General features: G+C 53.6%; 30 protein-coding genes. 18 read left to right on the top strand and 12 right to left on the bottom strand.

Annotated features, from left to right (window positions below; all coding sequences use genetic code 11):
• Positions 1–47: 47 nt before the first annotated feature.
• Positions 48–1160: a DUF1615 domain-containing protein gene (locus tag ACI2J2_RS13165; RefSeq protein ID WP_404760204.1), complete on the top strand. Its 1113-nt coding sequence runs from the start codon at positions 48–50 to the stop codon at positions 1158–1160.
• Here the strand turns inward: ACI2J2_RS13165 and ACI2J2_RS13160 are convergent.
• Both ACI2J2_RS13160 and ACI2J2_RS13155 read right to left on the bottom strand, forming a co-directional pair.
• Positions 1157–1762, bottom strand: coding sequence for a glutathione S-transferase (locus ACI2J2_RS13160; RefSeq protein ID WP_404760296.1), 606 nt, complete (start codon positions 1760–1762; stop codon positions 1157–1159). The two genes, ACI2J2_RS13165 and ACI2J2_RS13160, sit on opposite strands and share 4 nt — an antisense overlap.
• Positions 1763–1790: 28 nt before the next feature.
• Positions 1791–2633 (bottom strand): alpha/beta fold hydrolase, encoded by an 843-nt coding sequence (locus ACI2J2_RS13155; RefSeq protein ID WP_404760203.1) that lies wholly within the window; start codon positions 2631–2633, stop codon positions 1791–1793.
• A gap of 107 nt (positions 2634–2740) precedes the next feature.
• On the opposite strand from ACI2J2_RS13155, the gene ACI2J2_RS13150 reads away from it, so the two are divergent.
• Positions 2741–3613, top strand: coding sequence for a LysR family transcriptional regulator (locus ACI2J2_RS13150; RefSeq protein ID WP_404760202.1), 873 nt, complete (start codon positions 2741–2743; stop codon positions 3611–3613).
• Positions 3614–3634: 21 nt separating this feature from the next.
• Here ACI2J2_RS13150 and ACI2J2_RS13145 read toward each other — a convergent pair whose 3' ends face one another.
• Positions 3635–5311 (bottom strand): alpha-keto acid decarboxylase family protein, encoded by a 1677-nt coding sequence (locus ACI2J2_RS13145; RefSeq protein WP_404760201.1) that lies wholly within the window; start codon positions 5309–5311, stop codon positions 3635–3637.
• An 809-nt stretch (positions 5312–6120) separates the two neighbouring features.
• Between ACI2J2_RS13145 and pagP the strand changes: the two genes are divergently transcribed.
• The 3 genes from pagP to ACI2J2_RS13130 all read left to right on the top strand — a co-directional run bounded on the left by pagP (position 6121) and on the right by ACI2J2_RS13130 (position 7820).
• On the top strand, positions 6121–6714 hold the full coding sequence (gene pagP, locus ACI2J2_RS13140; RefSeq protein ID WP_404760200.1) for a lipid IV(A) palmitoyltransferase PagP: 594 nt from the start codon (positions 6121–6123) through the stop codon (positions 6712–6714).
• A gap of 248 nt (positions 6715–6962) precedes the next feature.
• Positions 6963–7448, top strand: a complete 486-nt coding sequence (locus ACI2J2_RS13135) for a DUF2501 domain-containing protein (RefSeq protein WP_209636689.1) — start codon at positions 6963–6965, stop codon at positions 7446–7448.
• 108 nt (positions 7449–7556) lie between these two features.
• The gene (locus ACI2J2_RS13130; protein ID WP_404760199.1) at positions 7557–7820 is read left to right on the top strand and encodes a DUF333 domain-containing protein; all 264 of its coding nucleotides are present in this window, start codon (positions 7557–7559) and stop codon (positions 7818–7820) included.
• A 9-nt stretch (positions 7821–7829) separates the two neighbouring features.
• On the opposite strand, the gene ACI2J2_RS13125 is transcribed toward ACI2J2_RS13130, so the two are convergent.
• Positions 7830–8447 carry a hypothetical protein gene (locus ACI2J2_RS13125; protein WP_404760198.1) on the bottom strand — a complete coding sequence of 206 codons (618 nt, stop codon included), beginning with the start codon at positions 8445–8447 and terminating at the stop codon, positions 7830–7832.
• A gap of 107 nt (positions 8448–8554) precedes the next feature.
• The gene (locus tag ACI2J2_RS13120) at positions 8555–9244 is read right to left on the bottom strand and encodes a ZIP family metal transporter (RefSeq protein WP_404760197.1); all 690 of its coding nucleotides are present in this window, start codon (positions 9242–9244) and stop codon (positions 8555–8557) included.
• Between the two features lie 134 nt (positions 9245–9378).
• On the opposite strand from ACI2J2_RS13120, the gene ACI2J2_RS13115 reads away from it, so the two are divergent.
• Both ACI2J2_RS13115 and ACI2J2_RS13110 read left to right on the top strand, forming a co-directional pair.
• Complete coding sequence (locus tag ACI2J2_RS13115) at positions 9379–10161, top strand: DeoR/GlpR family DNA-binding transcription regulator (RefSeq protein WP_404760196.1); 783 nt, start codon at positions 9379–9381, stop codon at positions 10159–10161.
• Between the two features lies 1 nt (position 10162).
• Positions 10163–10546 carry a VOC family protein gene (locus ACI2J2_RS13110; RefSeq protein ID WP_404760195.1) on the top strand — a complete coding sequence of 128 codons (384 nt, stop codon included), beginning with the start codon at positions 10163–10165 and terminating at the stop codon, positions 10544–10546.
• Here ACI2J2_RS13110 and ACI2J2_RS13105 read toward each other — a convergent pair whose 3' ends face one another.
• Positions 10547–11455: a LysR family transcriptional regulator gene (locus tag ACI2J2_RS13105; RefSeq protein WP_209636677.1), complete on the bottom strand. Its 909-nt coding sequence runs from the start codon at positions 11453–11455 to the stop codon at positions 10547–10549.
• Positions 11456–11581: 126 nt separating this feature from the next.
• Here ACI2J2_RS13105 and ACI2J2_RS13100 point away from each other — a divergent pair, with 126 nt between their 5' ends.
• From ACI2J2_RS13100 to ACI2J2_RS13080, 5 genes are all read left to right on the top strand, one after another.
• Entirely contained in the window at positions 11582–12469 is an 888-nt protein-coding gene (locus ACI2J2_RS13100; protein WP_265554697.1) for a pirin family protein, read from the top strand.
• A 126-nt stretch (positions 12470–12595) separates the two neighbouring features.
• Entirely contained in the window at positions 12596–13222 is a 627-nt protein-coding gene (gene ycaC / locus ACI2J2_RS13095; protein ID WP_209636673.1) for an isochorismate family cysteine hydrolase YcaC, read from the top strand.
• 170 nt (positions 13223–13392) lie between these two features.
• On the top strand, positions 13393–13728 hold the full coding sequence (locus ACI2J2_RS13090) for a hypothetical protein (protein WP_404760194.1): 336 nt from the start codon (positions 13393–13395) through the stop codon (positions 13726–13728).
• A 64-nt stretch (positions 13729–13792) separates the two neighbouring features.
• On the top strand, positions 13793–14245 hold the full coding sequence (locus ACI2J2_RS13085) for a thiol-disulfide oxidoreductase DCC family protein (protein WP_209636669.1): 453 nt from the start codon (positions 13793–13795) through the stop codon (positions 14243–14245).
• A gap of 86 nt (positions 14246–14331) precedes the next feature.
• The gene (locus tag ACI2J2_RS13080) at positions 14332–14586 is read left to right on the top strand and encodes an ABC transporter ATP-binding protein (protein ID WP_209636667.1); all 255 of its coding nucleotides are present in this window, start codon (positions 14332–14334) and stop codon (positions 14584–14586) included.
• Here the strand turns inward: ACI2J2_RS13080 and ACI2J2_RS13075 are convergent.
• The 3 genes from ACI2J2_RS13075 to ACI2J2_RS13065 all read right to left on the bottom strand — a co-directional run bounded on the left by ACI2J2_RS13075 (position 14583) and on the right by ACI2J2_RS13065 (position 16900).
• The gene (locus ACI2J2_RS13075; RefSeq protein ID WP_265554694.1) at positions 14583–15134 is read right to left on the bottom strand and encodes a GNAT family N-acetyltransferase; all 552 of its coding nucleotides are present in this window, start codon (positions 15132–15134) and stop codon (positions 14583–14585) included. The two genes, ACI2J2_RS13080 and ACI2J2_RS13075, sit on opposite strands and share 4 nt — an antisense overlap.
• Before the next feature lie 98 nt (positions 15135–15232).
• Positions 15233–15988, bottom strand: a complete 756-nt coding sequence (locus ACI2J2_RS13070) for a DUF2076 domain-containing protein (protein WP_209636663.1) — start codon at positions 15986–15988, stop codon at positions 15233–15235.
• A 126-nt stretch (positions 15989–16114) separates the two neighbouring features.
• Positions 16115–16900, bottom strand: a complete 786-nt coding sequence (locus ACI2J2_RS13065; RefSeq protein WP_209636661.1) for a helix-turn-helix transcriptional regulator — start codon at positions 16898–16900, stop codon at positions 16115–16117.
• Between the two features lie 115 nt (positions 16901–17015).
• Between ACI2J2_RS13065 and ACI2J2_RS13060 the strand changes: the two genes are divergently transcribed.
• Complete coding sequence (locus ACI2J2_RS13060; RefSeq protein ID WP_404760193.1) at positions 17016–17786, top strand: class I SAM-dependent methyltransferase; 771 nt, start codon at positions 17016–17018, stop codon at positions 17784–17786.
• A gap of 102 nt (positions 17787–17888) precedes the next feature.
• Here ACI2J2_RS13060 and aqpZ read toward each other — a convergent pair whose 3' ends face one another.
• Positions 17889–18584 (bottom strand): aquaporin Z, encoded by a 696-nt coding sequence (gene aqpZ / locus ACI2J2_RS13055; RefSeq protein WP_037423302.1) that lies wholly within the window; start codon positions 18582–18584, stop codon positions 17889–17891.
• A 444-nt stretch (positions 18585–19028) separates the two neighbouring features.
• On the opposite strand from aqpZ, the gene ACI2J2_RS13050 reads away from it, so the two are divergent.
• On the top strand, positions 19029–20393 hold the full coding sequence (locus tag ACI2J2_RS13050; protein WP_404760192.1) for an esterase-like activity of phytase family protein: 1365 nt from the start codon (positions 19029–19031) through the stop codon (positions 20391–20393).
• 32 nt (positions 20394–20425) lie between these two features.
• On the opposite strand, the gene ACI2J2_RS13045 is transcribed toward ACI2J2_RS13050, so the two are convergent.
• Positions 20426–21604: a low temperature requirement protein A gene (locus tag ACI2J2_RS13045; protein ID WP_265554686.1), complete on the bottom strand. Its 1179-nt coding sequence runs from the start codon at positions 21602–21604 to the stop codon at positions 20426–20428.
• Between the two features lie 308 nt (positions 21605–21912).
• On the opposite strand from ACI2J2_RS13045, the gene ACI2J2_RS13040 reads away from it, so the two are divergent.
• Complete coding sequence (locus tag ACI2J2_RS13040) at positions 21913–22197, top strand: DUF1471 domain-containing protein (RefSeq protein ID WP_209636653.1); 285 nt, start codon at positions 21913–21915, stop codon at positions 22195–22197.
• 246 nt (positions 22198–22443) lie between these two features.
• Positions 22444–23001, top strand: a complete 558-nt coding sequence (locus ACI2J2_RS13035) for a class I SAM-dependent methyltransferase (protein ID WP_404760191.1) — start codon at positions 22444–22446, stop codon at positions 22999–23001.
• On the opposite strand, the gene ACI2J2_RS13030 is transcribed toward ACI2J2_RS13035, so the two are convergent.
• Complete coding sequence (locus ACI2J2_RS13030) at positions 23002–23463, bottom strand: GNAT family N-acetyltransferase (RefSeq protein ID WP_209636649.1); 462 nt, start codon at positions 23461–23463, stop codon at positions 23002–23004. It lies immediately after the preceding gene.
• 220 nt (positions 23464–23683) lie between these two features.
• Between ACI2J2_RS13030 and ACI2J2_RS13025 the strand changes: the two genes are divergently transcribed.
• Positions 23684–24799 (top strand): ABC transporter substrate-binding protein, encoded by a 1116-nt coding sequence (locus tag ACI2J2_RS13025; protein ID WP_404760190.1) that lies wholly within the window; start codon positions 23684–23686, stop codon positions 24797–24799.
• Positions 24792–26915 carry a TonB-dependent siderophore receptor gene (locus ACI2J2_RS13020; RefSeq protein ID WP_404760189.1) on the top strand — a complete coding sequence of 708 codons (2124 nt, stop codon included), beginning with the start codon at positions 24792–24794 and terminating at the stop codon, positions 26913–26915. The genes ACI2J2_RS13025 and ACI2J2_RS13020 overlap by 8 nt, the downstream gene beginning before the upstream one ends.
• The last annotated feature ends 53 nt before the right edge of the window (positions 26916–26968 follow it).

The raw sequence follows: 26968 nt of genomic DNA, 5'->3' as shown, positions 1-26968 counted from the left end.
GCTGGGCTAACGTCAGTGCAGTTTATGCTAAAACGATCAGGGAAAAGATGCTTATTCGCCGTTTTATCAACCCGATGACTTTGCGTCCATTGAGCCTGGCTGCGCTGATGGTGCTGGTCGGTTGTACCACTAAGACAACGACACCGGTACAACGCCCGGAAGACGTTAAAGCCCAACTGGTAAGGCTGATGCCGGCCAATACGGCCGATCGTCAAGGGTGGGCCACCGACATCACTGCCGCTTTTGCTGCGCAGGGCATTGAACCTAGCGTTCAAAACCTGTGTTCGGTTCTGGCGGTCACCGAGCAGGAGTCGACCTTCCAGGCAAATCCGCCGGTACCGGGGCTACCAAAAATTGCCTGGAAAGAGATCGACCGCCGTGCTGATCAGCTGCATATTCCTAATTTCCTGGTGCATACCGCTTTGTTGATCAAATCACCGAACGGTAAGAGCTATAGCGAACGTCTGGATAAGGTACGTACCGAGAAAGATCTTAGCGATATTTTTGATGACATGATCAATTCGGTGCCGATGGGCCAAACGCTGTTTGGTAACCTGAATCCGGTACATACCGCTGGGCCGATGCAGGTGAGCGTTGCCTTCGCCGAAGCGCATGCCAAAGGCTACCCGTATCCGATTGACGGTACCCTTCGCCGTGAAGTGTTCAGCCGCCGTGGTGGCATGTATTTTGGTATCGCCCATTTGCTGGGCTACCCCGCTAACTACAGTCAGCCGATTTACCGCTTCGCCGACTTCAATGCCGGTTGGTACGCTAGCCGCAACGCGGCGTTCCAGAGTGCAGTCAGCCGAACGACGGGCATTCCGTTGGCGTTGGATGGCGATTTGATCAACTACGGTACGGATAAACCCGGCACCACTGAGCTGGCAGTGCGCACCCTCGGCAAACGGCTGAATATGAGTGATTCGGCGATTCGTCGGGCGCTGGAAAAGGGCGATAGGTTCGAGTTTTCTGACACTGACCTGTATGAGCGGGTCTATGCCTTGGCGGAGAAAAGCACGGGCAAGAAATTACCGCGGGAAATGCTGCCGGGTATTCAACTGGAAAGCCCGAAAATCACCCGTAAGTTGACCACCGCCTGGTTCGCCAAGCGGGTGGATGAGCGGCATCAGCGCTGCATGACGCGCGCTTCAGCGGGTTAAACCTGCGGAGTACTGACAAATGCCGGGTGTTTTTCTGCATTGGCGGAAAATGCCGCCAATGCAGGGTGTTGCTCGGCGCTTATCTGCCCGGGCAGCATGAGTTGGGTGAAGCTCCAGGCAACAGCCACGCTGACCTCTGCGCTGCCCATCCAGTCAGGCATTGCGGCCTGTGGCAACTGCTTTTCGAGTTCGGCATAGGCGGCCAGCAGTTGGTTCTGAATACGATCCAGCCAAGGCTGGTGCTGTTTTTCTTGCGGGCGAAGTTGCTGTTCATAAACGATTTGCACCGTTTTTTCGCAGGCCGCCAGTGCCAAGCCGTTGAGCTGTAGGGCACGTAGCCGCTCTGCACCCTGGGTCGGCAGCAAGATCTTCCCTGTGGGGGCGATGCTTGAGGCGTATTCCAGGATCAAGGAAGAATCCATCAGGATTTGATCGTCGGCCAGCACCAGCGTCGGGGCTTTCACTACCGGGTTAATGGCTTTAAACCGATCGAAGCCGCTAAAGACTGAAATGGCATGGTGCTCAAACGCGATCCCCAATAATTTTAAACAAATGGCGACCCGGCGCACGTAGGGTGAATCCAGCATGCCTATCAATTGCATCATGTACTCCTGAGCCTATTCGCCCGGTTTAAAGTGAATGAATAAATGCGACCAGCTGTTGAGCTAGGGTTTCCGGTGCATCCTCCATGAGAAAATGCCCCGCCTGCGGGATTACCTGCAGCCTGGCTCCGGGAATGTCGCCTTGTAAACGGTAAGCGTAACTGACCGGCTGCCATTCGTCGTTTTCCCCCCACAGAATTTGCACCGGCAAACGTAGTTCCGGCAAACGCAGTGCGAAATCATCAGTATAGCGGGCGTCGTAATGGGCGATTTGATGTTGATAAAATGCGGGTTGGCCGACCACGCCGACGATCGGCGCCAGATACTGTTGTAATAGCGTTCCCGTCATCTGGGATTTATTGAACACTGCCATTTCCAGCTGTCGCGTTAGGATTTGCGCATGTTGCGATGCGTCCAAGACGGCATACTGACGATAGTTATCACGGATGCCGCGCCAGCTAGGCGAAGGCCAGGAGTCATAGCTGCAAATATCCGCAATGCTCAGCGAGCGAAAACGCCCGGCGTGACTAAAAGCTGCGCGTAGCGACAATGCACCGCCAATATCGTGGCCAAACACGTGGGTGGACGCCAGTTGCCAATGGTCCAATAGGCCGATCAGTAATTCCGCTTGTGCGGCAATTGAGGTATCTGCTGACAATGGACGTTCCGAGGCACCGTAGCCCAGCAAATCGTAGATATGGACGTTGAAGCCTGCCGATGCCAATCGGGGCAGCAGATCCCGCCAGATTATCGAGTGGGCAGGGGTGCCATGCACCAGTACCAAAGGTTCGCCCACGCCATGTACGCCGGCAGCAATACGATGACCATTGATGATAACCTGCTGATTAAGCAAAGATGCTAAGCCATTCATGAAGCTCCTCCCGTTTTGGCCTTGTACATAAACCATACCCATCGTCTTTCCATGACGCTAATGACAAGTTATGGTAGTTAAATCCAATTTTTGTCATGATCAGGCCTATGAACCAGCGCTTATCTATTGATGCATTGCGGGCACTGCAAAGTGTTATCGACACCGGCAGCATGACGCGTGCGTCACAACAGCTAAATCTCAGCCAGTCGGCGGTGAGCTGGAAAATCAAACGGCTGGAAGAGCAGTTGGGCCGGACTCTGGTCGATCGTCAGGGCAGTATCTTGACCGCGACTGTGGATGGCGAGGCGCTGTTGTCGCATGGGCGGCAAATTTTGCATGCTCACGATCGGGCGTTGGCGCATTTTTCCCCTTCTTTATTGCAGGGGACGGTGCGTTTTGGTGCCACAGAGCAAATGTCGTTGCCCCAGTTGGCGGCCTTGTTGGCGGCATTTACTCATGAGCATCCGCAGGTTGATATACAGTTGGTGATTGAGCAAAGTCATGTGCTGCGAAACGCGCTGGATCATGGGACGTTAGACCTGGTACTGCATCAGCAGTTTTGTGATGCACTGAGTGCAGAAGATATTGTGTTGGCGACGGAACCTATTCATTGGTGTGTGCCACCCGGCTGGCGTTATCAGCCAGGAGATAACCTGAAGCTGGTCAGTTACGGGCCGGATTGTTTTTACCGTCGATTGGCTGAAGAGCGCCTAAGGGCCGCGGGGATCGCTTATAAGGTGTCGGTGGAGTGCCCATCGGTGACGGGGATGCTGGCTGCCATCTCTGCAGGAATGGGGGTTGGGTTACTCAGCCAGCAGTCTATCGATCGGCGAGTACAGATTGAAACGGTCTTTGATCACATGCTGCCATTACCGGCGGTAGCACATGCACTGCGTCTGGGGGCCAAGCGGCAACAGCCGCTGCTGCAGACGTTGCAGCGGCAGGTTGTGCAAGCACTGGGAAAGGCCGCCGTTACCTGAGCAACGGCGGGCTGGGCGCCGTTATGCGCGGCGTGGATTGGTCAGGCCGAAGTTAAAGTTATTGCAGCGGTTGCAGAATTCTTTCATCACGGGCGGGGTGTCCATCATGGGCACCTTCACTTCGATAAATGCCAACCGATCTTGCCGTGAGGCGTGCTCCAACGCTAATTCCAACTGTTGGGTGGTTTCAACTGACACGCTGAACGGCGTTGCTTGGGTGTTGAGTACCGCTGGCAGTTTGGCGTAGTCCCACGGCCCGATGTCGTTATACGACGAGTTTTCCCCCAGAATGTAGCGTTCGATGGTGTAACCGTCGTTATTGATCAGGAAGATAATCGGCTTTTGATCGTAGCGCAGCAGGGTGGAAACTTCCTGAGCGGTGAGTTGGAAAGAACCGTCACCGATAAACAACAGGTGCCGCCGATCCGGTGCGGCCATCATGGTACCCAACAGTGCCGGCAGTGTGTACCCGATCGATCCCCAGATCGGCTGATTGACCACTTGAACGCCGTCCGGCATACGCATGCCACCAATCGCGGCACCCGAGGTGCCATTCTCGACCACAACCACGTCATCGGCTCGAATAAAACGCTGTATACGTTGCCATAAATAAGCCTGGTCGATCGGCGTTTCGCTCGGTGTAGCCAACCGATGGCGTGCTTCAGGCAACGGTGCCGGGTGGTGGTCTGCCACGTTTTCACCCAGTGCCAGCAATGCCTGCAACAGGTCTGCCGCAGCGACTGCCGGGTAGGAGGTGTTGCCCAGATTCAGCGAAAACGGCTGAATATCAATTTGCGCGTCGGACGGGATCCGATGCGAGAAATAGCCGGTCGTGGAATCTACCAGACGCACGCCGAAGCTCAATACGCAGTCGGCATGCGCCATGTGTTCATACAGCTCAGGGCGCGACAAATTACCGCTATACCCGCCCATCCAACCTGGCGTGGTTTCAGGAATAATGCATTTTGCCGTTGGCATATTGGTCAGTGGAATCGCGAATTTATGAGCGACGTCGATCACTAATTGCTGTAACTGGAAACGGTCTACCATTTGGTCGACCAGAATAATCGGTTTTTTCGCGAGTTTTATCCGTGCCAACAGCGCCATAGCGGCCAACTGCACATTATATTTGTCGCTTGGGGGTAATTGCGGCGCGGTGACGGCCTGAGCGATTTCAATTTCTACATCACAAATATCAGAAGGCAATTGCAAATAAACCGGTTTCTTTTCCGTCCAGGCGCGGGAAATAACGCGAGGAATTTCCACTGCGGCATTTTCAGGCGTGATGAGCGCTTGGGCAACGGTAAATTGTTTAAAGCAGTTCATGACGTTATCAAAATTACCGTCCGCCAGCGTATGGTGCAACAGCAGATGGTTTTTCATCGCGTGCAGTGGCGGTGTACCGGACAGGCAAACTACCGGTGCAGATTCGGCGTAAGCGCCGGCAATGCCGGACAGCGCGGCCAGATCGCCGACGCCGTAGGTAGTGATCAGTGCTCCTGCGCCTTTTAGCCGCGCATAACCGTCGGCCGCGTAGGACGCATTCAATTCATTACAGTTACCGACAAACTCAAGATGACTATCCTGCTCGATCAATTCCAGCAGCGCCAGATTATAGTCGCCGGGCACGCCATAAATACGATCGATGTTCAGGGTGCGGAGCTGTTGCAGGATGAAAGCTCCAATAGTGATTTTCATGTGTTTCTCCGGATTTTTTATCTTTCTTTTATCAGGCAGAGAGCAGCAAAAAATATTGCTGGCGATGTTGTGTGGCGAACAGTGAAATAATGCGTCACCCGTTTCAAACCGAGGGCGCTCATCAGCTTTAACAATTATTTAAACTGTCGGCTTGTTCAAGTTGGTGCAGAGGTATGGGGGATCGGTCGATTGTATTCGCGGGTTTACGCGGTGAACATTCACTATAAAGAGTGTGGATATTGCGGATGGTATTTTTCATTGAATGTAATAGAGATGTAAAATCCGGCTTCTCTAGCCAGATCATGCAGGGGGAGATGAACGTCCGGTACTTTACCTGCGGGTTACGTCGCCAGTTGTAACCTGAAAATTATGGGTTCGGCCATTCTCTACTGTGGTATGTAACTGGACATTTACACTGCCATTGCGCAGGCAAAGCCTCATCGGGGTTGGATCGCCTGTAAGGCGGGGCTTCGGCAGCAACCAAAAACGTGATCGCTGTTACATTCGGTTGCCGGGTGCCCGTAAACATTTTGCTACGCTCAGCGTAAAAAAGAAGTTATCTCGCATGCTGGTGTGCTGTCTGTCGCTCCTGCGAATCGCCGCTATTGCGGAATATTCCGACAGACGCTGCCTTGGGTGCGCAGTAGCCTGTGCGACCCGAATCGCAACGCCGGGCTTTTGTCATTTGCGACAACTAAACTTAACCAAAGGAAAACGAGGGGTAAGAAACAGGTTGGGTAAATAAGATACAGCTTGATCTTGATGTGGCGATCGGTAAGAATCGCCGGCCTTATTTTTTACAGGAGTTTATGATGTTTTTTAAACGGACAATGTTAGCTTGCTCAATGTCGTTGATATTTTCTGCACTACCTTCTTACGCTGAGGTTGGTGCAGAAAATAGCAACGCTACGCAGGCTGAAAAGCCGGGGTTATGGCAGCGCTTCACGGATAACGTGGCAGAGACCTGGAACAACTCACCCAATAAAGATATCTATCTGCCTGCCATCACCTGGCACAACCGTTTGACCTACAGCCAAGAAAAAATCGACTCGTACAACGAGCGGCCTTGGGGCGGTGGCTATGGTATCTCGCGTTACGATAGCGACGGTGACTGGCACGGCCTCTATATGATGGTGTTTAAGGATTCGTTCAATAAGTGGGAACCGATCGGTGGTTACGCTTATGAGAAGATCTGGCGTCCACTCGATGACAAGGATTTCCGTCTGGGTCTGGGCTTTACGGCCAGTGTCACTGCGCGTGACAACTGGAAATACATTCCGATCCCGGCTCCTTTGCCGCTGGCGTCTATCGGTTATAAACGATTGACCTTCCAGGCGACCTATATCCCCGGTACCTACAATAACGGCAACGTGTTTTTCGCTTGGCTGCGTTGGCAGTTCTGATTACCGGCGGGCCATTCGGTCTGCCGTTCTCTATCATCCTGTTTGTACATTCTCCCACCAGAAAATTACCTGAATTCTGAAAAAACCGCGGCATTGCCAGATAAAAGGAACTTGTCGCGGGAGGTGGCGTCCGAAGAGGTGATCCGGCGCATTGCGCTTATTGCACATGATATGCCCAGCAGATTTCCCGAACCCCAGAGAAAACGGGAAAGACGAAGGGATGGCGAGATAAACAGGAGTTTTACCCCATGAATACCAAGCATCGTTTACTGTTGGCGCTGACATTGACCACGACTATGGCTTGCGGGGCGGCTCAGGCTGCCGGGCTGATGGATTCTCTCAGCAGCGCAGCCGGTGAGCTAAGCAAATCAGGTGGCAGCACGGGCGGCACTTCGCTGTCTTCATTGACCGGTCTGTTGAACGGTGGCGATAAAGCCTTGAGTTCCAGCAGCATGACTAACGCCGCCGGTATTTTGCAGTACTGTGTGAAAAATAACGTATTGTCAGCCAATGGAACCGAGGCAGTGAAAAACCAACTGCTGAGCAAGCTGGGTATCAGCAGCACTGAAAATGCCAAAAGCCAGGACTACCAGCAAGGGCTGGGCGGTTTGCTGAAAACAGGCGAAGGCAAGAGCCTGGATCTGAACAGCCTGGGAACGTCGCAAATCACCGAAAAAGTGAAACAGAAAGCCTGTGATCTGGTTCTGAAGCAGGGCGCGTCCTTTATTTCCTGATGGCATAAACGGCGGTATGCCTAGGTTGCCGCCGTTTCCAATTCTTCCCGCCATAGTGTAAACGGGCTAACTGCTGTTTGACTGGGGCCGGGAGTGGTAAGAGAAGAAATGAAAAAAATGCTAATGGTCTCCCTGCTGGCTGGGATGGCGATGCTACAGGGGTGCGCGATGAAATCCAACGACGCGCCACCGCCGCCGCAGATGAAACCTATCGGTATGGCGAACCCGGCAGACGTGTATTGCACAGAGATAGGTGGGAAATTAAACGCCAAGCAAAATGCCAATGGCCAGTATTCCACCTGTACCCTGCCTAACGGCCAGGAAATTGAAAGCTGGGAGTTGTTCCGCCGCGATCATCCCGTGAAGAAATAAGTACCTCGGTTAAAACTCACGATCGCTGATGGGCTGCAGCTTCACGCTGCCGCCCGTTTGCGTATTTAACGGCAGGCGCCAGTCTTGATGGCTGCTGAGGGTGAAGGGCTTGGAGCGGAAGTTACAGCCGCTTTTGATATTTCTGATTTTCATCACATATTCACCGGCCGGATTGGTTTTGATATTGAAACTGCTCGCGGCGGGAATAAATACCTCGGCCAGTTGTTGTGGTTCCCCGGGGGTTTCCAGTTTGACCAGCACGGCAAAATCGTTGTTTTGGTTGTCCAACGTCAGTTGCTGCAAGCGGCCAGTGGTTTTGTGTTCCGGTTGATGCAAGTAACCGGCTGACGGTGGCCAGGGCTGCCCCGCATTGTCATGCAGCGGGCCACCGCATTGCTCGCGCGCCTCTCGCAGTGGCAATTCACGCTGGATAGCCCGATTGTAATCAGTGGCGGTAATGCTGATAAACTCATCGTCATTTTGATGCGCACGCAGATAGCGTTTAGCGCTGAAGACCCCAGCAGCTATCAGCATAAAGAAGATAAATATTGTCAGGCGATTCTTGAAAACCCCTCCGAACAGCCTGCCCGGTAATTGAAATAGCCACTTCGCAATTTTTGACAGCATCTTTTTCCTTCGCGCCCAAGCCGTTACGTTCTGCGGTAACGTTGTTTGCCTCAGTATAGCCAAATCGTTCGAGGTGAGTTGTTCTGCCCTATGAAATTATTGCGCAGTCATCCCATCCCTTCTTCCAGCAGTAACAACAATAAAAACCCGGCAAAGAACATAGCGGTAGTCAGCGGCGTGTCTTTACCCCCTTCATGTGCTTCGACCAGCAGTTCTTCCGTGACCAAATAGAGCAAGGCAATTAGGCCGAAGGCCAGAAATGCCGTTAGCCAAAAGGCACCCAGAGTGGCAATGGGGGCACCCAACATCCCGCCGATGGGGAGCAACAGTGCCAGACCGGCGACTGCCAATATGGCTCTTATCCGTTTGCCGAGGAAATCACGCAGGTCCCCGACGATCGATAATCCCAGAAATAACACTTCCAGCGTGAGCGCCAGGGTCAATAACAAACCGGCTTTTGCACCGGCGGCAAAGGCGATCCCCAAAACCAAGCCATCAATAAATATATCTATGCCGACCGCGGCCACAAAGCCAACCGGCCCCTGAGCACGTTCCCCCAAGCGCCTGACCAACAGCATCAGCAACACGCCAACGCTGCCCCCGAGCAGAACCGCCCAGGGTGATTGTTGCTTGAGATCAGGCAGGATTTCGGTCGCCGCGGCGGCAAACACAATACCGGCGGTAAAGTGATGAATGATGCGCATGGTCGCATCGCCAGGGCGGCGATAAAGCGCTACGGCGGCACCAACAAGGGTAGCTGCGGCGGGGAACAGCGTATAAAGCACGGCAGAAGTCATCAATATTCCTTTATCTGTGACGTAGAACCTCAGTCTAGCTTAGTCCTGACACGTCGATGCAAGACATAAAACATTTGTACGTTTTTGTACGTTTGTGTACATTTATGATCGCTTATTTGCCATCGAGAGACAGAATGTCCAAGCTGTTACCTAATCAACGCCATGAGGTTATCCTCACTGCATTACAGCAACAGGGGCGCGTGCTGGCCGTTGACATGGCGGAACGCCTGAATACGACTGAAGCGACCATTCGACGCGATCTACGCCAGTTGGCGGCGCAAAATTTGTGCAAACGCATTTATGGCGGCGCGCTGGCCCCCACGCCAGCAACCGGGCCTATAAGCGCGCGGCTACGTTTGAGCAGTAATGAGAAACAGGCATTGGCGCTGGCTGCGCTTGAGCTGATCAAAGAAGGGCAGGTTATTTTCCTGGATGCCGGCAGCACCCACCTTTATCTGGCTGAGCTGTTGCCGCGCGACCAACGGCTGACCGTGGTGACCAATGCACTGAGTATCGCCAGTAAAATGCTGGAGCAACCGGGGATCCGCACTATTTTGATTGGCGGTGAACTGGACGCGGATATTGGCGGTTGTGTGGACGCCAAAGCGGTGCAGGACATTGACGGTTTCCATTTCGATCTGGCGTTTACCGGCATCTGTGCCTATGACCCCACCAGCGGTTTTTCGGCGATGAACTATCAGGATGCCCAGTTTAAGAAACGTTTGTTGACGCGTTCTGGCAACGTGGCGGTGTTGTGTACCGACGACAAACTCAATACCTACGCCCCTTATCCTTTTCTGGCCGCCAGCCGGGTTGATTATTTGGTCACGCCGCCCGGTCGACATCCGCAGCTTGAGCAGCAAGTGACTCACAGCGGCGGCAAAGTCGTGTACAACCCTTCAATTACGGGAGAGTGAAATGCAAATAGCCCATGTTGCACTGTGGACCCGCGATATTGATGCACAAGTGGCATTTTGGCAGCGTTATTTCAACGGCGATGCCGGGGAGCTGTATGTTAGCCGCAACCGCCCGGGATTTGTGTCCCGCTTTGTTCGCCTGGCCACCGGTCCGACGCTGGAAATTATGGGCCTGCCAGAATTATTGCCGGCGGAACAGGCTAATGTACGTGTGGGTTGGGCGCATATAGCTCTGTCGGTCGGCGACGAAGGCCTGGTCGATCGGTTGGCGCAGCGCGCGCAGCAAGAGGGGATCCTGCTGGCAGCGCCGCGCCAGACCGGTGATGGATTTTACGAGGCAGTCATCCGCGACCCTGATGGTAATGCCATAGAAATTACGGCCTGATCACTCTTCTTCGAGGGTGGCGAACTGCTGCGCCAGATAATCGAGCAGCAGCCGCACCGCCGGTAGCAGTCCGCGGCGTGATGGGAAGACCGCATGCACCACGCCGCCCTGGGGCTGCCAACCGGGCAACAGCTGTACCAGTTCGCCACGCAACATGTCGTCGCGCATCATCATAGACGGCAGTTGTACAATCCCGGCCCCTGCAATTGCGGCGGTTCGCAGCATCAGCATGTCGTCGGTGACCAGCCTTGGCCTATGCTCCCATTCCATTTTTTCACCGTCGGGCCCGGTCAACTGCCACAGGTGCTGCGCACGTGCCGGCCCGAGATCCAGCGTGGGGTATTTACGCAATTCCTCCGGTCGTTGTACTGGGCCAAGGGTTCTCACCAGCGCAGGGCTGGCGGCGATACACCAGGTTCGCTGTGCCAAAATTTTCAGCACCAGATCGCTGTCTTCCAACGGTGGCGGCCGCACGCGAATCGCCAGATCCAATCCTTCACCGACCACGTCAACCCGGCGGTTGGTGGCCTCCAGGTGCACAGTGACTTTCGGGTAATCGGCCATAAAAGCCGCGACCATGCTGCCGACCCGGGTATGCAGGATGGCTACCGGGCAAGACATGCGCACGGTGCCGCATGGCTCAGCGCGGGTTTGTTCAATAGCCTGTTGCGCTGCATCGGCTTCAACCAGCATCGCCTTACAGTGCGTGTAGTAATTCAGGCCCACGTCGGTGACGGAAAAACGCCGCGTTGAGCGTTGAATAAGGCGCACGTTTAAGCGTTCTTCCAGTAATGCTACGCGGCGGCTCAATTTTGACTTCGGTATGCCCAGCGCGCGGCTGGCGGGGGCGAACCCCTGATGATCGACCACGCTGGCGAAATAAAACAGATCGTTTAAATCGGTGAACATCGCCTGTCCTTATCGTCCTATATATAGAACGCTGAGTGTACATCTTGACGACTACTGCAGCAAAGTGGGCTGGATTAAACTTCTGGCATCAACGTAAGGTCGTGAGACCTGAAACAGGAGTTCAAGATGAAAAAAATCCTCGGTATTTACAACAGCCCTGAAGCCCACTGGGTCGGCAACGGTTTCCTGGTGAATTCGCTGTTCTCCTATAACGATCTGGGGGCGGAAATGAGCCCGTTCCTGCTGTTGGATCATGCCGCGCCCACCAAGTTCCGTTCTGCCTCCGGCACGCGTGGCGTCGGTCAACATCCGCATCGCGGGTTTGAAACGGTCACCATCGTGTACCAGGGGGAAGTGGAGCACCGTGATTCTACCGGTAGCGGCGGGGTGATTGGCCCCGGCGATGTTCAGTGGATGACCGCTGCTTCGGGCATCTTGCACGAAGAATTCCATTCACGGAATTTCTCGCGCAATGGCGGCACCATGGAAATGGTGCAGCTGTGGGTGAACCTGCCAGCCAAAGACAAAATGGCCGAGCCGGGTTACCAGACGCTGCTGAATGCCGATATTCCGGTCGTTCCGCTGGCGGATGGGGCAGGGCAAATTCGCGTAATTGCCGGCAACTTTGACGGTCACGACGGCCCGGCACGCACCTTCAGCCCGCTCAACGTTTGGGACATGAAGTTAAATGCAGGCCATACCACCACGTTGACGGTAAAAGAAGGCCATACGCTGGCGCTGGTGATATTGCACGGTGCTGTTCACGTTAACGGCGAGGAAGTGGTACGTGAAACCCAAATGGTCAGGTTTGATCGTGCGGGCGATACGATCACTATCGAAGCCAATAACGATGTTGCTTTGCTGGTGTTGAGTGGCGAGCCAATCGACGAGCCTATCGTAGGTTATGGCCCGTTCGTGATGAACAGCGACGCGGAGATCCAGCAGGCTTTCCGTGACTTCAACGGTGGCAAGTTTGGCAGCATGACGGCAGAACATGACGCCAGCCCGCAATAAGCATCTCAGAACCGATCCGGAAAGTGATCTCCGGATCGGGTTCTACACTTAGGTAACCTCTGCGCTTTGGCCTGTCGGTCAAAGGCAACTTTTAACCGCGATAATCAATCCCAAAAGGAGTAAACCATGACTGCAAACTACAAACGCCTCGATAAGGATCAGGCCGTCGTTTTGCTGGTGGATCATCAGGCAGGGCTGCTTTCTCTTGTACGCGATATCGATCCCGATCGTTTTAAAAATAACGTACTGGCGCTGGGTGATTTAGCGAAGTATTTCAACCTGCCCACCATTCTGACCACCAGTTTCGAAGATGGCCCTAACGGCCCGCTGGTGCCTGAGCTAAAGGCTCAATTCCCCGATGCCCCCTTTATTCCGCGCCCTGGCCAGATTAATGCCTGGGATAACGAGGATTTCGTCAACGCAGTGAAAGCCACCGGCCGTAAGCAGCTGATCATCGCCGGTGTCGTCACCGAAGTCTGCGTAGCTTTCCCGGCGCTGTCGGCCCTCAGCGAAGGTTTTGAGGTGTTTGTGGTTACCGATGCGTCCGGCACCTTCAACGAACTGACGCGTCAATCGGCGTGGAGCCGTATGGAAGCCGAAGGTGCGCAGCTGATGACCTGGTTCGGCGTCGCCTGTGAACTGCACCGCGACTGGCGCAATGATGTGGAAGGGCTGGGGGCCTTGTTCTCCAACCATATTCCTGATTACCGCAACCTGATGACCAGCTACAGCACGCTGACCAAAGGCAAGTAATCCCGCGAGAAAGAAAAACCGATGATTCTTTACATAATCCTTAAATTTTCATCACGTTAGCGGCGGGATGTAAGCAAAGATCATCGGGGTGAAAAGGTCGTGAAAAGCGGCTTTCTCATTGGCCGGGGGCGGGGTAGGTTAAGCCCAATCCCGGCAAATGAGGACATGACATGAAAAATGCAATTAACGTACTGACACTGCCTTTTTTGGCTGCTGTGACGCTGTTCAGCGTTAGCGCGCTTTCCGCTCCGGCACCGGCAGATAAAAATGCCCCACCGCTGGCAGAACAAGGTTTCCGCTTACCCCCGTTCCCGGGCGGACATATGCCTAAACCGGGTTTCTGTCACGGAGGGGAACTGTTCTGCGCGACGTCTGCCAGCGATAACCCAACCGAAACAATCAATAAGCTCACTGCGGTGATCCCGGCAAGTAGCGCCAAACATTATGAAGTCCGTGTCTCTGTCGTTGCCTTGCCAGATACGCCACCCGTGCCCCTCGCGCCTTAAACGGACCGGCTAGCTCTGAGGGGGAATGCAGGGTAGTCTGAGGAGGTTTTCCTCAGGAGGCAGGATGAATCTATTAACGCTCCCCCCTTATCTCCAACCTGATGATCGGGTGTTGTTATTCGATGGCGAATGCAACCTGTGCCACGGACTGGTGAGATTTTTGATCCGTGCGGATCGGCAGGGCAAGATCCTGCTGGCTACGGTGCAATCTGCGGAAGGGCAAGCCATCTTAGGCGGGTTGGGCTTACCGACCGACCGTATTGACTCCATTGTGTATCTTGAACAAGGGCAGTACTGGCTAAGATCGGCAGCTTTTTTTCAGGCAATGCGCCAGCTTGGTTGGCCATTTCGGTTACTGGCGCTGGCGCGTTTTCTCCCCCCTCGGCTGGCGGATGCGTTTTATAACCTGGTGGCCAGCAACCGCTACCGGCTGTTTGGCCGCAATGAAGGCACCGCCTTACCCGGGGAGCATCTGCCGGGGCGTTATTTGCATCATCGCTCTGACTATACCCGCTGAACTTTACGCTTCTTTACCCTTTAATCGATTGAAATATCAGCACTCTGGCCGCATATAATGGAGCATTCAGCCGAAAAGGAGCGTGTATGGGAATCAGTGAAGAAGAGCATCTCCGCCGTTTAAGTCAGGAAAAGAACGCGGTGGGGAATACGGCGAAATGGGTAGCAATTGTCTCTGCCATTTACTTCGCCATGATGGTGTTTTACGGTCATCCGATGGGGGTCTTGACGATGTCAGGGCTGATTTTTATCGTCTCCACCACGACCTGGCTGAAGAAGCGTCAAAAAGTGAAGTCCTATCGCCGGGTTTTGGCGAAAATCAACGATGAACCACCGGCTTAGCGACCCTGATATTCACGGCTTGTGATACTGTAAACCAGGCTTGGCGTATCGCCAGGCACGTCATCCAGGGTATCGACCAAACGTAAACCCGCTTTTTCCAGCACGCGGCGTGAGGCCAGGTTTTTTTCACGCACAATCGCAGAGATTTCTGCCAGCCGTAGATGTTCGAAACCAAATTCGAGTGAGGCCTGTGCCAGTTCTGTGGCTAACCCACCGCCCCAAACCTGCGTATCAAAACGATAACCCAGATTCACCGTGCGCTGCGCGCCCAGCGGCCGCCAGGATATCCCACCAAAACCGATGACCCATTCCGGTCGCTCAAGCCGCACAATAGCCCAAGAGCCGTAGCCGTGATGCTGCCAATTTTCGATCCGTTCAGCCAACGCCTGCTGCGCCTGCGCCTCGCTGGCAATGGGGCCGGCCGGATTAAAACGTTGCGTGTCGGGATCGCCAAAAATGGCGTAAAAGCGAGCTAGATCGTCGGCGACGGGCGGGCGCATCAGCAGACGGGCGCTAATAAAAGGAGCGGTAGGGTGAGTCTGTGGCATGGTTTCTCGTCAGCTGCGGTAAAAGGCAGGTTTAACTGTAGACCCGCTGTGCGGAGAAGGGAACACACCCCCCTCTCCAGGTGGAGAGGGGGAATGGATCAGATAAATGAATCGTCGTCGTTGTAGTCGTCATCAGAGAAGTCGTTACTATCGTCGTTTTGATAGTCCGCGTTCTGGAACCCGTTATCCTGGTTGAGGAAACGGCTGTCGCCACCGTTATTAAAGGTATCGAGATTATTGGATGCGTCGAAGTTACGCATTGCGCTGTCATCTACCGGCGTTGCCGGTGTCTCATCGATAATGTTCACAATCTCTTCCGGCTGTGAATGGCGGAACATGCCGGTTAGCATATCGGCGAGCACCACCCCTCCCGCTACGCCGGCTGCAGTTTGCAATGCGCCACCAAGGAACCCGCCAGCACGTGAAGGTGCCGCCTGTTGTGGCTGGCTATAAGCGGGTTGCTGCTGCTGTGGAGCGTAGCCTGCTTGCGGCTGATTGTTCCATGCCGCGTTGTTCTGCTGTTGCGCCTGATATTGCTCACGCGGGCTTGGCGTGTTGCGGTTACCGCCGCCAAACAGGCCGGCCAGGAAACCGCCGCTGCTTTGCTGGTTGGCGCTATTTTGCTGTTGTTGGGCAATCTGGCTTTCCAGATCTTTTACCCGCTGGTCCAGCTGCTTCAAGGCCGCTTCCTGAATAATCATTGCCTGCGCCATGTAATAAGGTGCTGAAGGCTGCTCACGAATGTGCTGATTGATTTGCTGCTCTGCCTGGAGATCCCTCTGGCCTGTCTTGGTCTCGGCATCTTTCAAGCGGCCAAACAGACCATCGATAAGGCGTTGTTCTTCAGATTGCATAGGATTACCTCAAGGAGATTAATTACGGTACTGGATGATCGATATCATCGGTAACTCTCACCCTAGCGCGTTTGTATGAAGCAATAAATAAATGGTAGGTAAACCTGATTATGAATTTGTTACCAGTTAAGGCAAAGGGATTAACATCACCAGCTTTAGCCCGCTGTTTTCCGCAGGATGAAACGTCAGTTGCTGAAAGCGTAAGGGACCGCGTTGGGGGTGTTCGAACCCCCTTTCGCCCCCTTCGCGTGCCATGACATCGTGCTGTTTCCACCAGTGGTTAAACGCCTCGCTGTTGTGGGTCATATTGCGCACAAAAGCACGAATCTCTTCGGTATTTTGGTGATGGCTGGTTTCGGCGCGAAACTCGGCGACCACGCGCCGCGCACGATCTTCCCAGTCGCTGACCAGCGTTTTCGCTAACGGATGGAAAAACATAAAGTGCAGCAGATTGGGCGTGTTGGTTTGGCCCAGCCAGCCGCTGAACAGGCTTTCTGCGGGCGCATTCCAGGCCGCGACATTCCAGGTGATATCCAGGAGATAGCAAGGCACCGCTACCTGATGAACGCTTTGTAAAACCGCACTGTTAGCCATTTCCTGATGCTGTTCTTGTTCGGGATCGGCCACCCGCGCCAGGGTAAATAAATAGTGGCGTTCGGCATGCCCCAAACGGAGCGCTTTGGCAATGCGTGCCAGTGTATGCGGAGAGATGGACACCTCCCGGCCCTGTTCAATCCAGGTATACCACGTGGCACTAATACCGCTGATTTGCGCCAGCTCTTCACGGCGCAGGCCGCTGGTGCGACGGCGTGGTGCGCTGGGTAAACCCAGCATTTCCGGTGTAATACGCTCACGGTGGGCACGCAAAAAGGCACCGAGTGCCTTGGGACCGGATAAGGCTTCTGATTGCATAGACTGGTACCCCTTATACTAGGATAACTGCTCATATTGTACCCGTATATTAAGCTGATTATAGTAACAAAAGTCATCCGGCACAGGCGTAAGCCATACAATAAATGGGGCACATATGAGCAAGAGCAACAGCCATAAAAATGCGGTCGATCGTCAGTTTGGCGAGCAGGCCAGCGCTTATCTGACCAGCGCAGTCCATGCGCAGGGGACGGATTTACAACGACTGGGGTTGCTGCTGGAACCCCATGCCGATGCCAGGCTGCTCGATCTGGGCTGTGGTGCAGGACACGCCAGTTTTACGGCTGCGGCAAAAGTGGCGCAGGTGGTGGCTTACGACTTATCGGTACAGATGCTGGCGGTAGTAAGCCAGGCCGCAGCGGATAAAGGCTTTACTAATATCCAGGTGCAGCAGGGCGTAGCCGAATCACTGCCGTTTGATGATGCCAGCTTTGATCTGGTGATCAGCCGTTATTCGGCGCACCACTGGCATGATGTTGGCCAGGCATTGCGCGAAGTGCGTCGGGTGCTGAAGCCGGGTGGAAAAGCTATCTTTATGGATGTGGTCTCACCAGGGCATCCTTTGTTGGATATCTATCTGCAAACCGTTGAAGTCCTGCGCGATACGTCACATGTCCGCAATTATGCACCGGGCGAATGGCTGGGCTTGATAACAGAATCTGGGTTGCAGGTACGAGAGGTGACGTCAGATCGGTTGTATCTGGAATTTAGCAGCTGGGTGGCGCGCATGCGTACGCCAGAGCATTTCGTTACGGCTATTCGTGCGTTTCAACAAGGGGTTTCTGAAGATGTGCTGCGGCATTTCGCCATCCAGCCAGACGGATCATTTACCAGCGATATCATGATGTTTGAAGTGAGCAGGGGATAAATAACGTCAGGGCAACCAATATACCCTTCCTCTTTCCGCGAGAAATACGCGGAAAACCATCGGATATAGCGGCTGCCCTGACAGAGTATTACCGGGTATAAATTACTTTTTGTCTTCCAACAGGCAGCGATAAATCAGGCCACCGATAGCACCGCCCACTAAGGGGACTAGCCAGAATACCCAAAGCTGTTGCAATGCCCAGGTACCTTGGAAGATGGCCACGCCGGTACTGCGCGCAGGGTTAACAGAAGTATTGGTTACCGGAATACTGATCAAGTGAATCAGCGTTAATGTCAAACCAATCGCTAAGGGAGCAAAACCGGCTGGCGCACGTTTGTCCGTGACACCATGAATAACGATCAGGAAAAATGCTGTCAGCACCAATTCAATGACGATAGCAGATTGCAGAGAATAACCACCCGGTGAGTGTTCACCGTAACCGTTGGAGGCAAAGCCGCCAGCAGTGGCATCGAAACCTGCTTTACCGCTGGCGATTAAATACAACACCGCCGCTGCAGCAATCCCGCCAATCACCTGAGCAATCACGTAAGGAATAACATCTTTTGCGGCGAAACGGCCACCGGCAAATAACCCCACGGTAATGGCTGGGTTAAAATGCCCGCCAGAAATATGGCCAACGGCATAGGCCATTGTTACCACGGTAAGACCAAAAGCGAGTGCGACACCGAGAAAACCAATACCCAGCTGTGGGAATGCTGCTGCTAATACGGCGCTACCACAACCACCGAACACCAACCAAAATGTGCCAAAAAATTCGGCAAAAAGTCGCTTTGACATAGATTCCATCCTACGGAAAATACTAACGGGCGTTAGCACTAAAAACTATAGAACACCTTTTTAAGTTAATGCAGGTTTCTATCAATATTTTCTTAATGCACCTTGAATAACGGTGGATATTAAATCCCTGGGAATTAACTTTGTCTATGCGAATACGGCTATATTTTTCTAATTACGGCGCGTTTGCTGTTTTTTTTATCTTTGTTATAAGAATTTACCCTAAGCTTAAGCGACAGGTTTTTTTTGTTGAAAATAGCTAGCGTTAAATTTTCACTCTCCTATGTTTTTTCCATTGGTTTTGTCCGCGTTAATTGTTAATTCCTATTTGCCATCTTTAATTTTCAAGCCAATTCATGGTATTAGTGGGCTTGTCATAAGATTGTCATGTGGAGCGAATACATTGGCAAACTGCCAAGCCTACATTCTTAATTTTGAGCCATAACCATGAAAATAAAATCGGTTTCACTGTTAATCAGTTCGTTATTCCCTCTGTTGTCCTATGCCGCCACTGACGTTGAGGTTGCACGCTATATTGTCAGTTTTCCTGGTGGTGAGCATGTGAGTTACCAGGGCGCCTTCGCTAAGCACTTCCCACAGGGATTGCCGGTAGGTATCGGCTCGGGTCTGGTATTCAATAGTCGTGAAGGCAATGACCTGCTGTTGACGACAGTGACCGATCGCGGCCCGAATGCCGATGCGCCTACGGTCGGTGAACAGGACGCCAAAATTTTCGCTAACCCTGCTTTCGTTCCGCTGTTGATGGATATTCGTGTCGGTGGGGGGAAGGCGGTTGCCAGCAATTCACGCCCACTGCATGACCAGCAGGGGCCGATTAGCGGGCTGCCGCTGCCGGCAGGTCTGATTGGTTCAACCAATGAAGTTGCGTTGAGTGATACGCTGAAAATCTTGCAGGGCGATCCGCGCGGGCTGGATACCGAAGGCATTACGGCGGATGGAAAAGGCGGTTATTGGCTGTGTGATGAATATGGCCCGTTCCTGATCCATATCGACAATCAGGGCAAGATCCTCGCCAAATACGGCCCGACGCCGGAGCAGGGAGAGCACGCGGTGGCAGGCGGATTGCCGAATATCATCAAATGGCGTCAGCCGAACCGCGGTTTTGAAGGCATCACCCGCCTGCCGGACGGGCGTATTCTGGCGGCGGTGCAGAGCACGCTCGACGTGGACGGCAAGACCAAGAACAAAGCACAGTTTACGCGCTTGGTCAGTTTTGATCCGGCCAGCGGCAAAACGGCGATGTACGGCTACCCGATCGATATCGACAGCTATAAAAAGGCCAAAGACGCCAAAGTGGGTGACATTGTGGCTGTAGACAACCAACACATCCTGTTGGTTGAGCAGGGCAGCGATAAAGACAAGCAGATGATCAACAAGATCTATCTGGTCGATCTCAGTCAGGCGACCGATCTGACGGCCTTCGAAGGCAAGGGCAAAGCGCTGGAGTTTGACGATGCGCAAGCGCTCGCCAGGCGCGACGTGAAGCTGGCGCAGAAGCGTGAAGTGGTCGATCTGCGCAAATTGGGTTGGCAGCAGGAGAAGGTAGAGGGCTTATCGCTGATCGACGATCACACTCTGGCGGTGATTAACGATAACGATTTTGGCCTGCAGGCCAAGCTGTTGGACGCACAGCCCAAGGCGAAGAAAATCGGCGACTATCAGTTGGATAAGCAGGGCAACCTGAGCCTGGACGGTAAAACCGTGTCGGCCCGTATTGAGCTACAACCGCTGGAGAAACCGGAGTCGCTCAGCGAATTGTGGGTGCTGACGCTGCCGCAGCCGCTGAAGTAGAGACGGCAACAGGGGGCCGATGCCCCCTGTTTTTATCCGTGAGTGCCGCTGACCTGCGGCGTCCTGCCTCGTGAAATGCTCTCCCACACCGCGACCGCCACCATAATCAACGTGGTCAAACCGTTCACCATCAGTAAATCGGTGAGGTAGGCGATCGGTGCCAGCACTGCCAGCGCAATGAGCCCCACCAGATGCGATAGGGGAAAGCGACGATAAACCAACCTTTTATACAAGGCGTTAGCGAACAGGTAGATTGCAGGACCGAGGAGCAGTACCGCTGCCGTGACGTTGTTAATATGGCCGTCAGGATGAGCAATCACCAGTTCGTTGGCGACGGCGCAAACGATGATGGCACCGACGAGTATCACGTGAACATAGTGGAAGTTGGCGCCCAGTTGGCCCGGGTTTTCCGCCTGGCTAATGGCGTGACTGCCGGCTTTGCTGCTGGTATCGAAATAAACCCACCACATCGCCAGGCTGCCGAGAAAGGCAACCAGCGAGGCAATCAGTACCGGTGGGTTCCAGGACGTCATTTCGCTAAGGGTCGAACCGGTAATCAGAATGGTTTCACCCAGCGCCACGATCACGAACAATTGGCAGCGCTCCGCCAGGTGATGGCCTTCGATAGTCCATTCGCTACTGCTGTCGGAACGACCGAGTACCGGCAAGCGGAAACCGAACATGGGCGAAACGTATTCGCACAATACGGCTATTGCCCACAGCAACAGCCGGTAGTTGCCTTCCGCCAACCCGCCCAGGATCCAGAACACCGCTGAAATGCACATCCAGCCAAGAATGCGGCGGAAATTTTGTTTTAATGGGTGGCCGATGGGCAGTAGATTTAAGATCACCAGTGAACGCCCAACCTGGATAGCCACGTAAAACAGTGCGAACAGCAGGCCACGCTCGCCAAACGCGTGTGGCAGCGCAGAAGAGGCGAACAACCCCAATAGCATGATGCCGAACAGCAGGATGCGGATAGGGCGAGTATCCGGGTTAAACCAGTTGGTGACCCAAGCGGTGTACTGCCAGGCCAGCCAGACGGCGAACCAAAGCAACAGCGTTTCGAGCGCGCCGGTCAGTGTCAGGTGGTGCAATAGATAGTGAGAGAGCTGGGTAACGGCAAAAACGTAAATCAGATCGAACAGCAGTTCTGAAAATGAAACCGAGGCACCATGGCCATCACGCACACGCAGTAAGGTTTGCGACATAGGGAGTCCTTCCATAATGATAACCTTCAGAAATAGCGTAGTTCAGTCGCGGGTGCTAAGAGAAGAATCTTAAAGATGAGGATTTTTATCGCATTTGGCCAAACGGACTTTTAATTGTCATCTGCCAGGGGTAGAGTGGCAACATTACCCCCGCGTTACCCAGCCAAAGACATATCTGCATGCACTTCCTCCTTATTTTCATCACAATGATTGATGTTCTTTACATTGGATTACGTCTGCTTTCATTGCCTGGTAGATAATTAACTCCACTGATACGAGAAAATAAACAAAAACATCTGGAGTTAATCATGAAACTATTACCTGGCATCGCAGCAGTTCTTTTGGCAGCCGCTTCATTTTCTTCATTTGCAGCGCCGCTGTCATCAGTAAAACAGGTGAATACTGAACAGGCCAGCAGCATGCAAAGCCTTGGCGTAGTGTCGGTTTCCGGCGTTAGTGGCTCTCCAGCCGATGCGGTTCACGCGCTGAAAGAAAAAGCGCAGGCGGATGGTGCCAGCAGTATTCGTATTATCGGGCTGGACACCCCGGGGGATTCCAGCAACTGGCGTGGTAATGCAGAAATATACCGTTAATCGCCTGGCAGTAAATAAACCTCGGTCACTGTAAAGGGTGGCCGATAAAACAAACGGCTGTGGAATATAATCTGACCGGTAATGCTGTTTATTGATTACCTGAAGATTATTTTCGCAGCCTTTTTTTATCTTTTCGTCTGTCGGTTGCATTTCATTACAACTGTGTCGGTGGTTTTAGGAAACATGTTAATGAATACTTAAGGAATTGAGTTCAGATTGGTGGCTACTCAACGTAAGGAGGCCCCAATGTTAAATGCGACACGGCTGCAACTGAAGAACCACTTTAGCTATCTCCAGCAGTTTATGGCTTCACCGCGTACTGTCGGTACGCTGGCGCCTTCTTCCCCTTGGTTATGCCAGGCGATGCTGAATCAGATTGAATGGACCGGGGCACTGTCCATTGCAGAATTAGGCGCGGCTGACGGCGTGTTGACCAAGCGTATATTGGGGCGTATGCGCGCCGATGCCTCGCTTGAGGCCTTTGAAATTCAATCTCATTTTGTGCATCAACTGCGGAAAATTGACGACCGTCGTTTGCAGGTAATGGACCGTTCTGCCGAAGAGATGGCCCGCGATTACGACGTGATATTCTCTTGCCTGCCCTTGTTATCCATCCCGCTTAAAATCAGTATTCGTATTTTGCAACAGGCGCAGCAGTGCTTGCGCGCGCGCAATGGCACGCTGGTGTTGTTTCAATACAGCCATTTGTCGGAAAAGCTGTTGTCTCGCTATTTCCATTGGAAACGGCTACGGGTCGTCCGTAATTTCCCCCCGGCGTTGGTCTATATCTGCACGCCGCGTTAACTAAAGCCTTTTTTCCATCACTACCACGTCGCCGCCATATTGCTGGCGACGCTCAATGGTTTGCCAGCCCCAGCCTGAATACAACGCCTCAGATTTATCGGTAATCAGATGCAGGACAGGGTGGTTGCGCTGGCGCGCCAGTTGCACGATGGCCGCCTCCAGGCGCTGAGCGATACCTTGTCGCCTGTGGTCTGGATGAACAAATACGCCTGCCAGCCAAGGGGAAAGATCCATCCGGTGATGATCGTCACTTGGCCATAGGCTAGCCATACCCAGCGGGCATTCCCCCTCGAGCACCAACAGCGTGGTGTAGTCTTCACTGGGTTGTGCGCACTGTGCAAATCGTTGGCGCGTGCGTTCCAGCGAACCGCCACGCTGGGAGCCCCACTGACCAAATGCCCATGCGGCACAGACGTCGCTAAAATGGGGACATTCCACCAATGGGATAATACGTTGGGTCATCGTTGTTCCTCCTGGATTACCTGCCACGCTAGCCCACCTTTTATTGGATTATCGCCCGATTTTTTAACTTTATAAAACCGTATTTACAGCGGTTTTGCATGTATCAGCGGCGAAACAGCGTCATTCAGCGGATTTAGGCCGCCTGGCGCGGGTTGTGATTGAAAGTGTTAATGAGAGTGATTATCATGCGCGCATCTTCTTACCTTGATCCGGCCTGTTCATGCGCAATCCCCTCGTTTTACTGCTGCTTTCTCTGTTGCTCGGCGTTTTTAGCGTTCAGGCGAAAATGGTGACTGACATTACCGGTCGTCAGGTCGAAGTGCCGGATAACCCGCAACGCATCGTGTTGGGCGAAAGCCGCATGTTGTATACGCTGGCGCTCTTGGAGCCGGGGAATCCCGCTCAGCGTATCGTCGGCTGGCCGGAAGACATGGCGCGTTTTGATGCGCAAAGCTGGCAGCTTTACACACAAAAGTTTCCGCAGATCAAAGCGATCCCTTCTATTAGCAAGGGGAATTTCCGTCAGGTTAATAGCGAAAACCTGATCAAGTTAAAGCCGGATCTGGTGATTCTCGCACGTTACGCGCGGGAAGAGGGTGACAGTGACGTGTTGCTCAATACGCTGAGTAAGGCCGGAATCGCCGTGATCTACGTCGATTTACGGGTCGACTTGCTGAATAACACCCTGCCGAGTGTCCGTTTGCTGGGGGAAGTTCTCAATCGTCAGCAGCGCGCGGAGCAGTTCATCAGCTTCTACCAGCAGCATATGGCGGTGATCCAGCAGCGATTGGCAGGCTACAAGGGGCCAAAACCCAAGGTAATGCTGCATTTGCACCTTGGGCGGCGTGAAACCTGTTGCACTACGGCGGCACATGGCAACCTCGGCGATCTGCTGGCTTTTGCCGGCGGGGACAATATCGCCAATGCCAGCATCAAAGGCGTTTATGGTGAGCTGAACCCGGAAACCATTTTGACCGCTAATCCCGATATCTATATTGCTACCGGCATGGCCGGGCCAGAGGGCAAGCGTTTTTCCGATCTGCGCCTTGGGCCCTTGGTCACCCAGAAGGAAGCTGACGAAAGCTTCCGGATGATCATGCAAAAGCAGCCGATGCTCGCCAACCTGAAAGCGGTAAAAAACCACCAGGCCTGGAGCATCTGGCACAACTTCTATCTCAGCCCTTACCACGTTGTGGCCGTTGAGATGTTCGCTAAAGCTTTCTACCCGGATTTGTTTGCAGACATCAACCCGCAGCAGACCTTTAAGCAGTTATATCAACAATTTTTGCCGTTACCTTTTTCAGGGACTTATTGGAGTCAGTTAAATAATGAATAACACCCAGCGTGGCTGGTGGTGCGCATTGCCTCTGGCGGCCTGTGCATCGGCCCCGGCGTTCAGCGTCGACAAAACAGCAGAAAAGAGTGAAACCCTGGTGGTGGTGGGTCAACCACCATCGGACGGTGTAAAAAGCTACCAGCCGCTGACAAGCGTGACCGGTACCCGTAGCGAAACCTCTCTGCTGAACGTGCCGCAGGCTATCGACGTTGTCCCGCAACAAGTGATTACCGATCAGGCTGTCAGCAGCCTGGACGAGGCGCTGTATAACGTCAGCGGCATCACACAGGCAAACACGTTGGGAGGCACCCAGGACGCGGTAATGAAACGTGGCTTTGGCGATAACCGCGATGGCTCCATTCTGCGCGACGGCGTGCGTTCGGTTCAGGCACGCAACTTTACCCCGACCACTGAGCGGGTTGAGGTATTGAAAGGTCCGGCATCTATGCTATACGGCATGGGCGAGCCGGGCGGGATGATCAATATGATCACCAAAAAGCCGCAGTTGCAGCAGCACACGCATGTGGAAGGGTGGGGCAGCAGCTTTAAAGGCGGCGGCGGCCAGTTAGACGTTACCGGGCCGCTGGGCACCTCAGGTTTTGCCTATCGGATGATTGTCGATCACGATGAAACCGATTACTGGCGCAATTTTGGACGCAATCGCCAAACGGTGATTGCGCCTTCGTTGATGTGGTACGGCGAAAGCACCACGGTGCGTGTGGCTTACGAACATATGGAATACCTGGTGCCCTTTGATCGCGGGACCATCATTGATTCACGCACCGGCAAGCCGGTGAATACGCCGCGCGATCGCCGTTTTGACGAAAGCTATAACGCCACGCGGGGCGATCAGGACAGCGTTACGCTGCAGGTCGATCAGGTACTGAATGAAAGCTGGAAAAGCGCGCTGACCTACGCTTACAGCCGCAATAGCTACAGCGATAATCAGGCACGTGCGCTGGCGCTGAACCCTGATACGGGGGTGTTGTCGCGCCAGGCCGACTCTACGGCCCATGCTGTCAGCCATGCCAACGCGGTACAGCTGACGTTCAATGGCGACGTCGATTGGGGCAAAACCAACCACCAGATGCTGTTCGGGTTTGATTTTGAAGATAACCGCACCTACCGCGGCGACATGATTCGCGGCAAAAAGAACAGCGATTTCAACATCTATAATCCGGTGTATGGCCTGATGCCGACCTCGAATGCCGTCAGCGCCAAAGACAGCGATCAGCGTGAAAACCTCACCAGTTATGGCTGGTTTATGCAGGATTCTATCCAACTGACCGAAAAGTGGTTGGTGATGGGTGGCTTGCGCTATGACGCCTTTGACGTTTTCGCCGGGAAAGGGCGGCCCTTTGTCACCAATACCGACAGTTCCGACAGCAAGCTGATACCGCGTGCCGGGGTGGTCTACAAGCTGACGCCGAATGTCTCGCTGTACAGCAGTTACACCGAATCTTTCAAGCCGAACTCTTCCATTGCCAGCCAGATTGGTTCGCTGCCACCGGAACAAGGCAAGGCCTGGGAGGTGGGGAGTAAGGTTGAGTTGCCAAAGGGTATCACCGGCACGCTGGCGCTGTTTGACATCACTAAACGCAACGTGATGGTCAACGAATTGGTAAATGGTGAAACCGTCACCCGCACTGCAGGACGTGTGCGCTCTCAGGGCGTGGAGTTGGATGTTGCAGGCAACATTACCGATTCATTGAGCCTGATCGGTTCTTATGCTTATACCGATGCGCGGGTGGTGGATGATCCCGACAACAAAGGCAAAGAAATGACCAACGTGGCGCGTCATACTGCCTCGCTGTTTATGACCCAGGATCTGGGATCAACGGGGCTATACAGCGGAGATAACGTGCGCGTGGGTGCAGGTGCACGCTATGTGGGGCGCCGCCCTGGTGATGCCGCCAACAGTTTTAATCTCGACAACTACACTGTTGCCGACGCTTTTGCTGCTTACACTCTACCGGTGAAGGGTTACCAGGTGAAATGGCAGTTAAACGTGAAGAACCTGTTCGACAAAACCTATTACCCGTCCAGCGGTGGCAATTTGCGCGTTGCGGTGGGAGAACCACGTGAAGTGGTGCTGCGTGCCAGCGTCGACTTCTGATTTTACGCACAGGAATGTCTGCCCGGCGGCCGGTATCTGCCGCCGGGTAAATC

This window comes from Serratia sp. NPDC087055, assembly GCF_044900985.1.
GTDB lineage: Bacteria > Pseudomonadota > Gammaproteobacteria > Enterobacterales > Enterobacteriaceae > Serratia.
Note: the sequence above shows the minus strand (reverse complement) of the source record. Positions and strands in the feature narration are given on the sequence as shown.

Coding starts and splice junctions, on each gene's coding strand:
- ACI2J2_RS13025 (WP_404760190.1), top strand. CDS start 23,684: ATGCGCAATCCCCTCGTTTTACTGCTGCTTTCTCTGTTGCTCGGCGTT.
- ACI2J2_RS13115 (WP_404760196.1), top strand. CDS start 9,379: ATGTCCAAGCTGTTACCTAATCAACGCCATGAGGTTATCCTCACTGCA.
- ACI2J2_RS13060 (WP_404760193.1), top strand. CDS start 17,016: ATGAGCAAGAGCAACAGCCATAAAAATGCGGTCGATCGTCAGTTTGGC.
- ACI2J2_RS13145 (WP_404760201.1), bottom strand. CDS start 5,311: ATGAAAATCACTATTGGAGCTTTCATCCTGCAACAGCTCCGCACCCTG.
- ACI2J2_RS13085 (WP_209636669.1), top strand. CDS start 13,793: ATGAATCTATTAACGCTCCCCCCTTATCTCCAACCTGATGATCGGGTG.
- ACI2J2_RS13020 (WP_404760189.1), top strand. CDS start 24,792: ATGAATAACACCCAGCGTGGCTGGTGGTGCGCATTGCCTCTGGCGGCC.
- aqpZ (WP_037423302.1), bottom strand. CDS start 18,584: ATGTCAAAGCGACTTTTTGCCGAATTTTTTGGCACATTTTGGTTGGTG.
- ACI2J2_RS13045 (WP_265554686.1), bottom strand. CDS start 21,604: ATGTCGCAAACCTTACTGCGTGTGCGTGATGGCCATGGTGCCTCGGTT.
- ACI2J2_RS13150 (WP_404760202.1), top strand. CDS start 2,741: ATGAACCAGCGCTTATCTATTGATGCATTGCGGGCACTGCAAAGTGTT.
- ACI2J2_RS13160 (WP_404760296.1), bottom strand. CDS start 1,762: ATGCAATTGATAGGCATGCTGGATTCACCCTACGTGCGCCGGGTCGCC.
- ACI2J2_RS13155 (WP_404760203.1), bottom strand. CDS start 2,633: ATGAATGGCTTAGCATCTTTGCTTAATCAGCAGGTTATCATCAATGGT.
- ACI2J2_RS13075 (WP_265554694.1), bottom strand. CDS start 15,134: ATGCCACAGACTCACCCTACCGCTCCTTTTATTAGCGCCCGTCTGCTG.
- ACI2J2_RS13030 (WP_209636649.1), bottom strand. CDS start 23,463: ATGACCCAACGTATTATCCCATTGGTGGAATGTCCCCATTTTAGCGAC.
- ACI2J2_RS13165 (WP_404760204.1), top strand. CDS start 48: ATGCTTATTCGCCGTTTTATCAACCCGATGACTTTGCGTCCATTGAGC.
- pagP (WP_404760200.1), top strand. CDS start 6,121: ATGATGTTTTTTAAACGGACAATGTTAGCTTGCTCAATGTCGTTGATA.
- ACI2J2_RS13050 (WP_404760192.1), top strand. CDS start 19,029: ATGAAAATAAAATCGGTTTCACTGTTAATCAGTTCGTTATTCCCTCTG.
- ACI2J2_RS13130 (WP_404760199.1), top strand. CDS start 7,557: ATGAAAAAAATGCTAATGGTCTCCCTGCTGGCTGGGATGGCGATGCTA.
- ACI2J2_RS13070 (WP_209636663.1), bottom strand. CDS start 15,988: ATGCAATCTGAAGAACAACGCCTTATCGATGGTCTGTTTGGCCGCTTG.
- ACI2J2_RS13100 (WP_265554697.1), top strand. CDS start 11,582: ATGAAAAAAATCCTCGGTATTTACAACAGCCCTGAAGCCCACTGGGTC.
- ACI2J2_RS13090 (WP_404760194.1), top strand. CDS start 13,393: ATGAAAAATGCAATTAACGTACTGACACTGCCTTTTTTGGCTGCTGTG.
- ACI2J2_RS13065 (WP_209636661.1), bottom strand. CDS start 16,900: ATGCAATCAGAAGCCTTATCCGGTCCCAAGGCACTCGGTGCCTTTTTG.
- ycaC (WP_209636673.1), top strand. CDS start 12,596: ATGACTGCAAACTACAAACGCCTCGATAAGGATCAGGCCGTCGTTTTG.
- ACI2J2_RS13120 (WP_404760197.1), bottom strand. CDS start 9,244: ATGACTTCTGCCGTGCTTTATACGCTGTTCCCCGCCGCAGCTACCCTT.
- ACI2J2_RS13040 (WP_209636653.1), top strand. CDS start 21,913: ATGAAACTATTACCTGGCATCGCAGCAGTTCTTTTGGCAGCCGCTTCA.
- ACI2J2_RS13135 (WP_209636689.1), top strand. CDS start 6,963: ATGAATACCAAGCATCGTTTACTGTTGGCGCTGACATTGACCACGACT.
- ACI2J2_RS13125 (WP_404760198.1), bottom strand. CDS start 8,447: ATGCTGTCAAAAATTGCGAAGTGGCTATTTCAATTACCGGGCAGGCTG.
- ACI2J2_RS13105 (WP_209636677.1), bottom strand. CDS start 11,455: ATGTTCACCGATTTAAACGATCTGTTTTATTTCGCCAGCGTGGTCGAT.
- ACI2J2_RS13110 (WP_404760195.1), top strand. CDS start 10,163: ATGCAAATAGCCCATGTTGCACTGTGGACCCGCGATATTGATGCACAA.
- ACI2J2_RS13035 (WP_404760191.1), top strand. CDS start 22,444: ATGTTAAATGCGACACGGCTGCAACTGAAGAACCACTTTAGCTATCTC.
- ACI2J2_RS13080 (WP_209636667.1), top strand. CDS start 14,332: ATGGGAATCAGTGAAGAAGAGCATCTCCGCCGTTTAAGTCAGGAAAAG.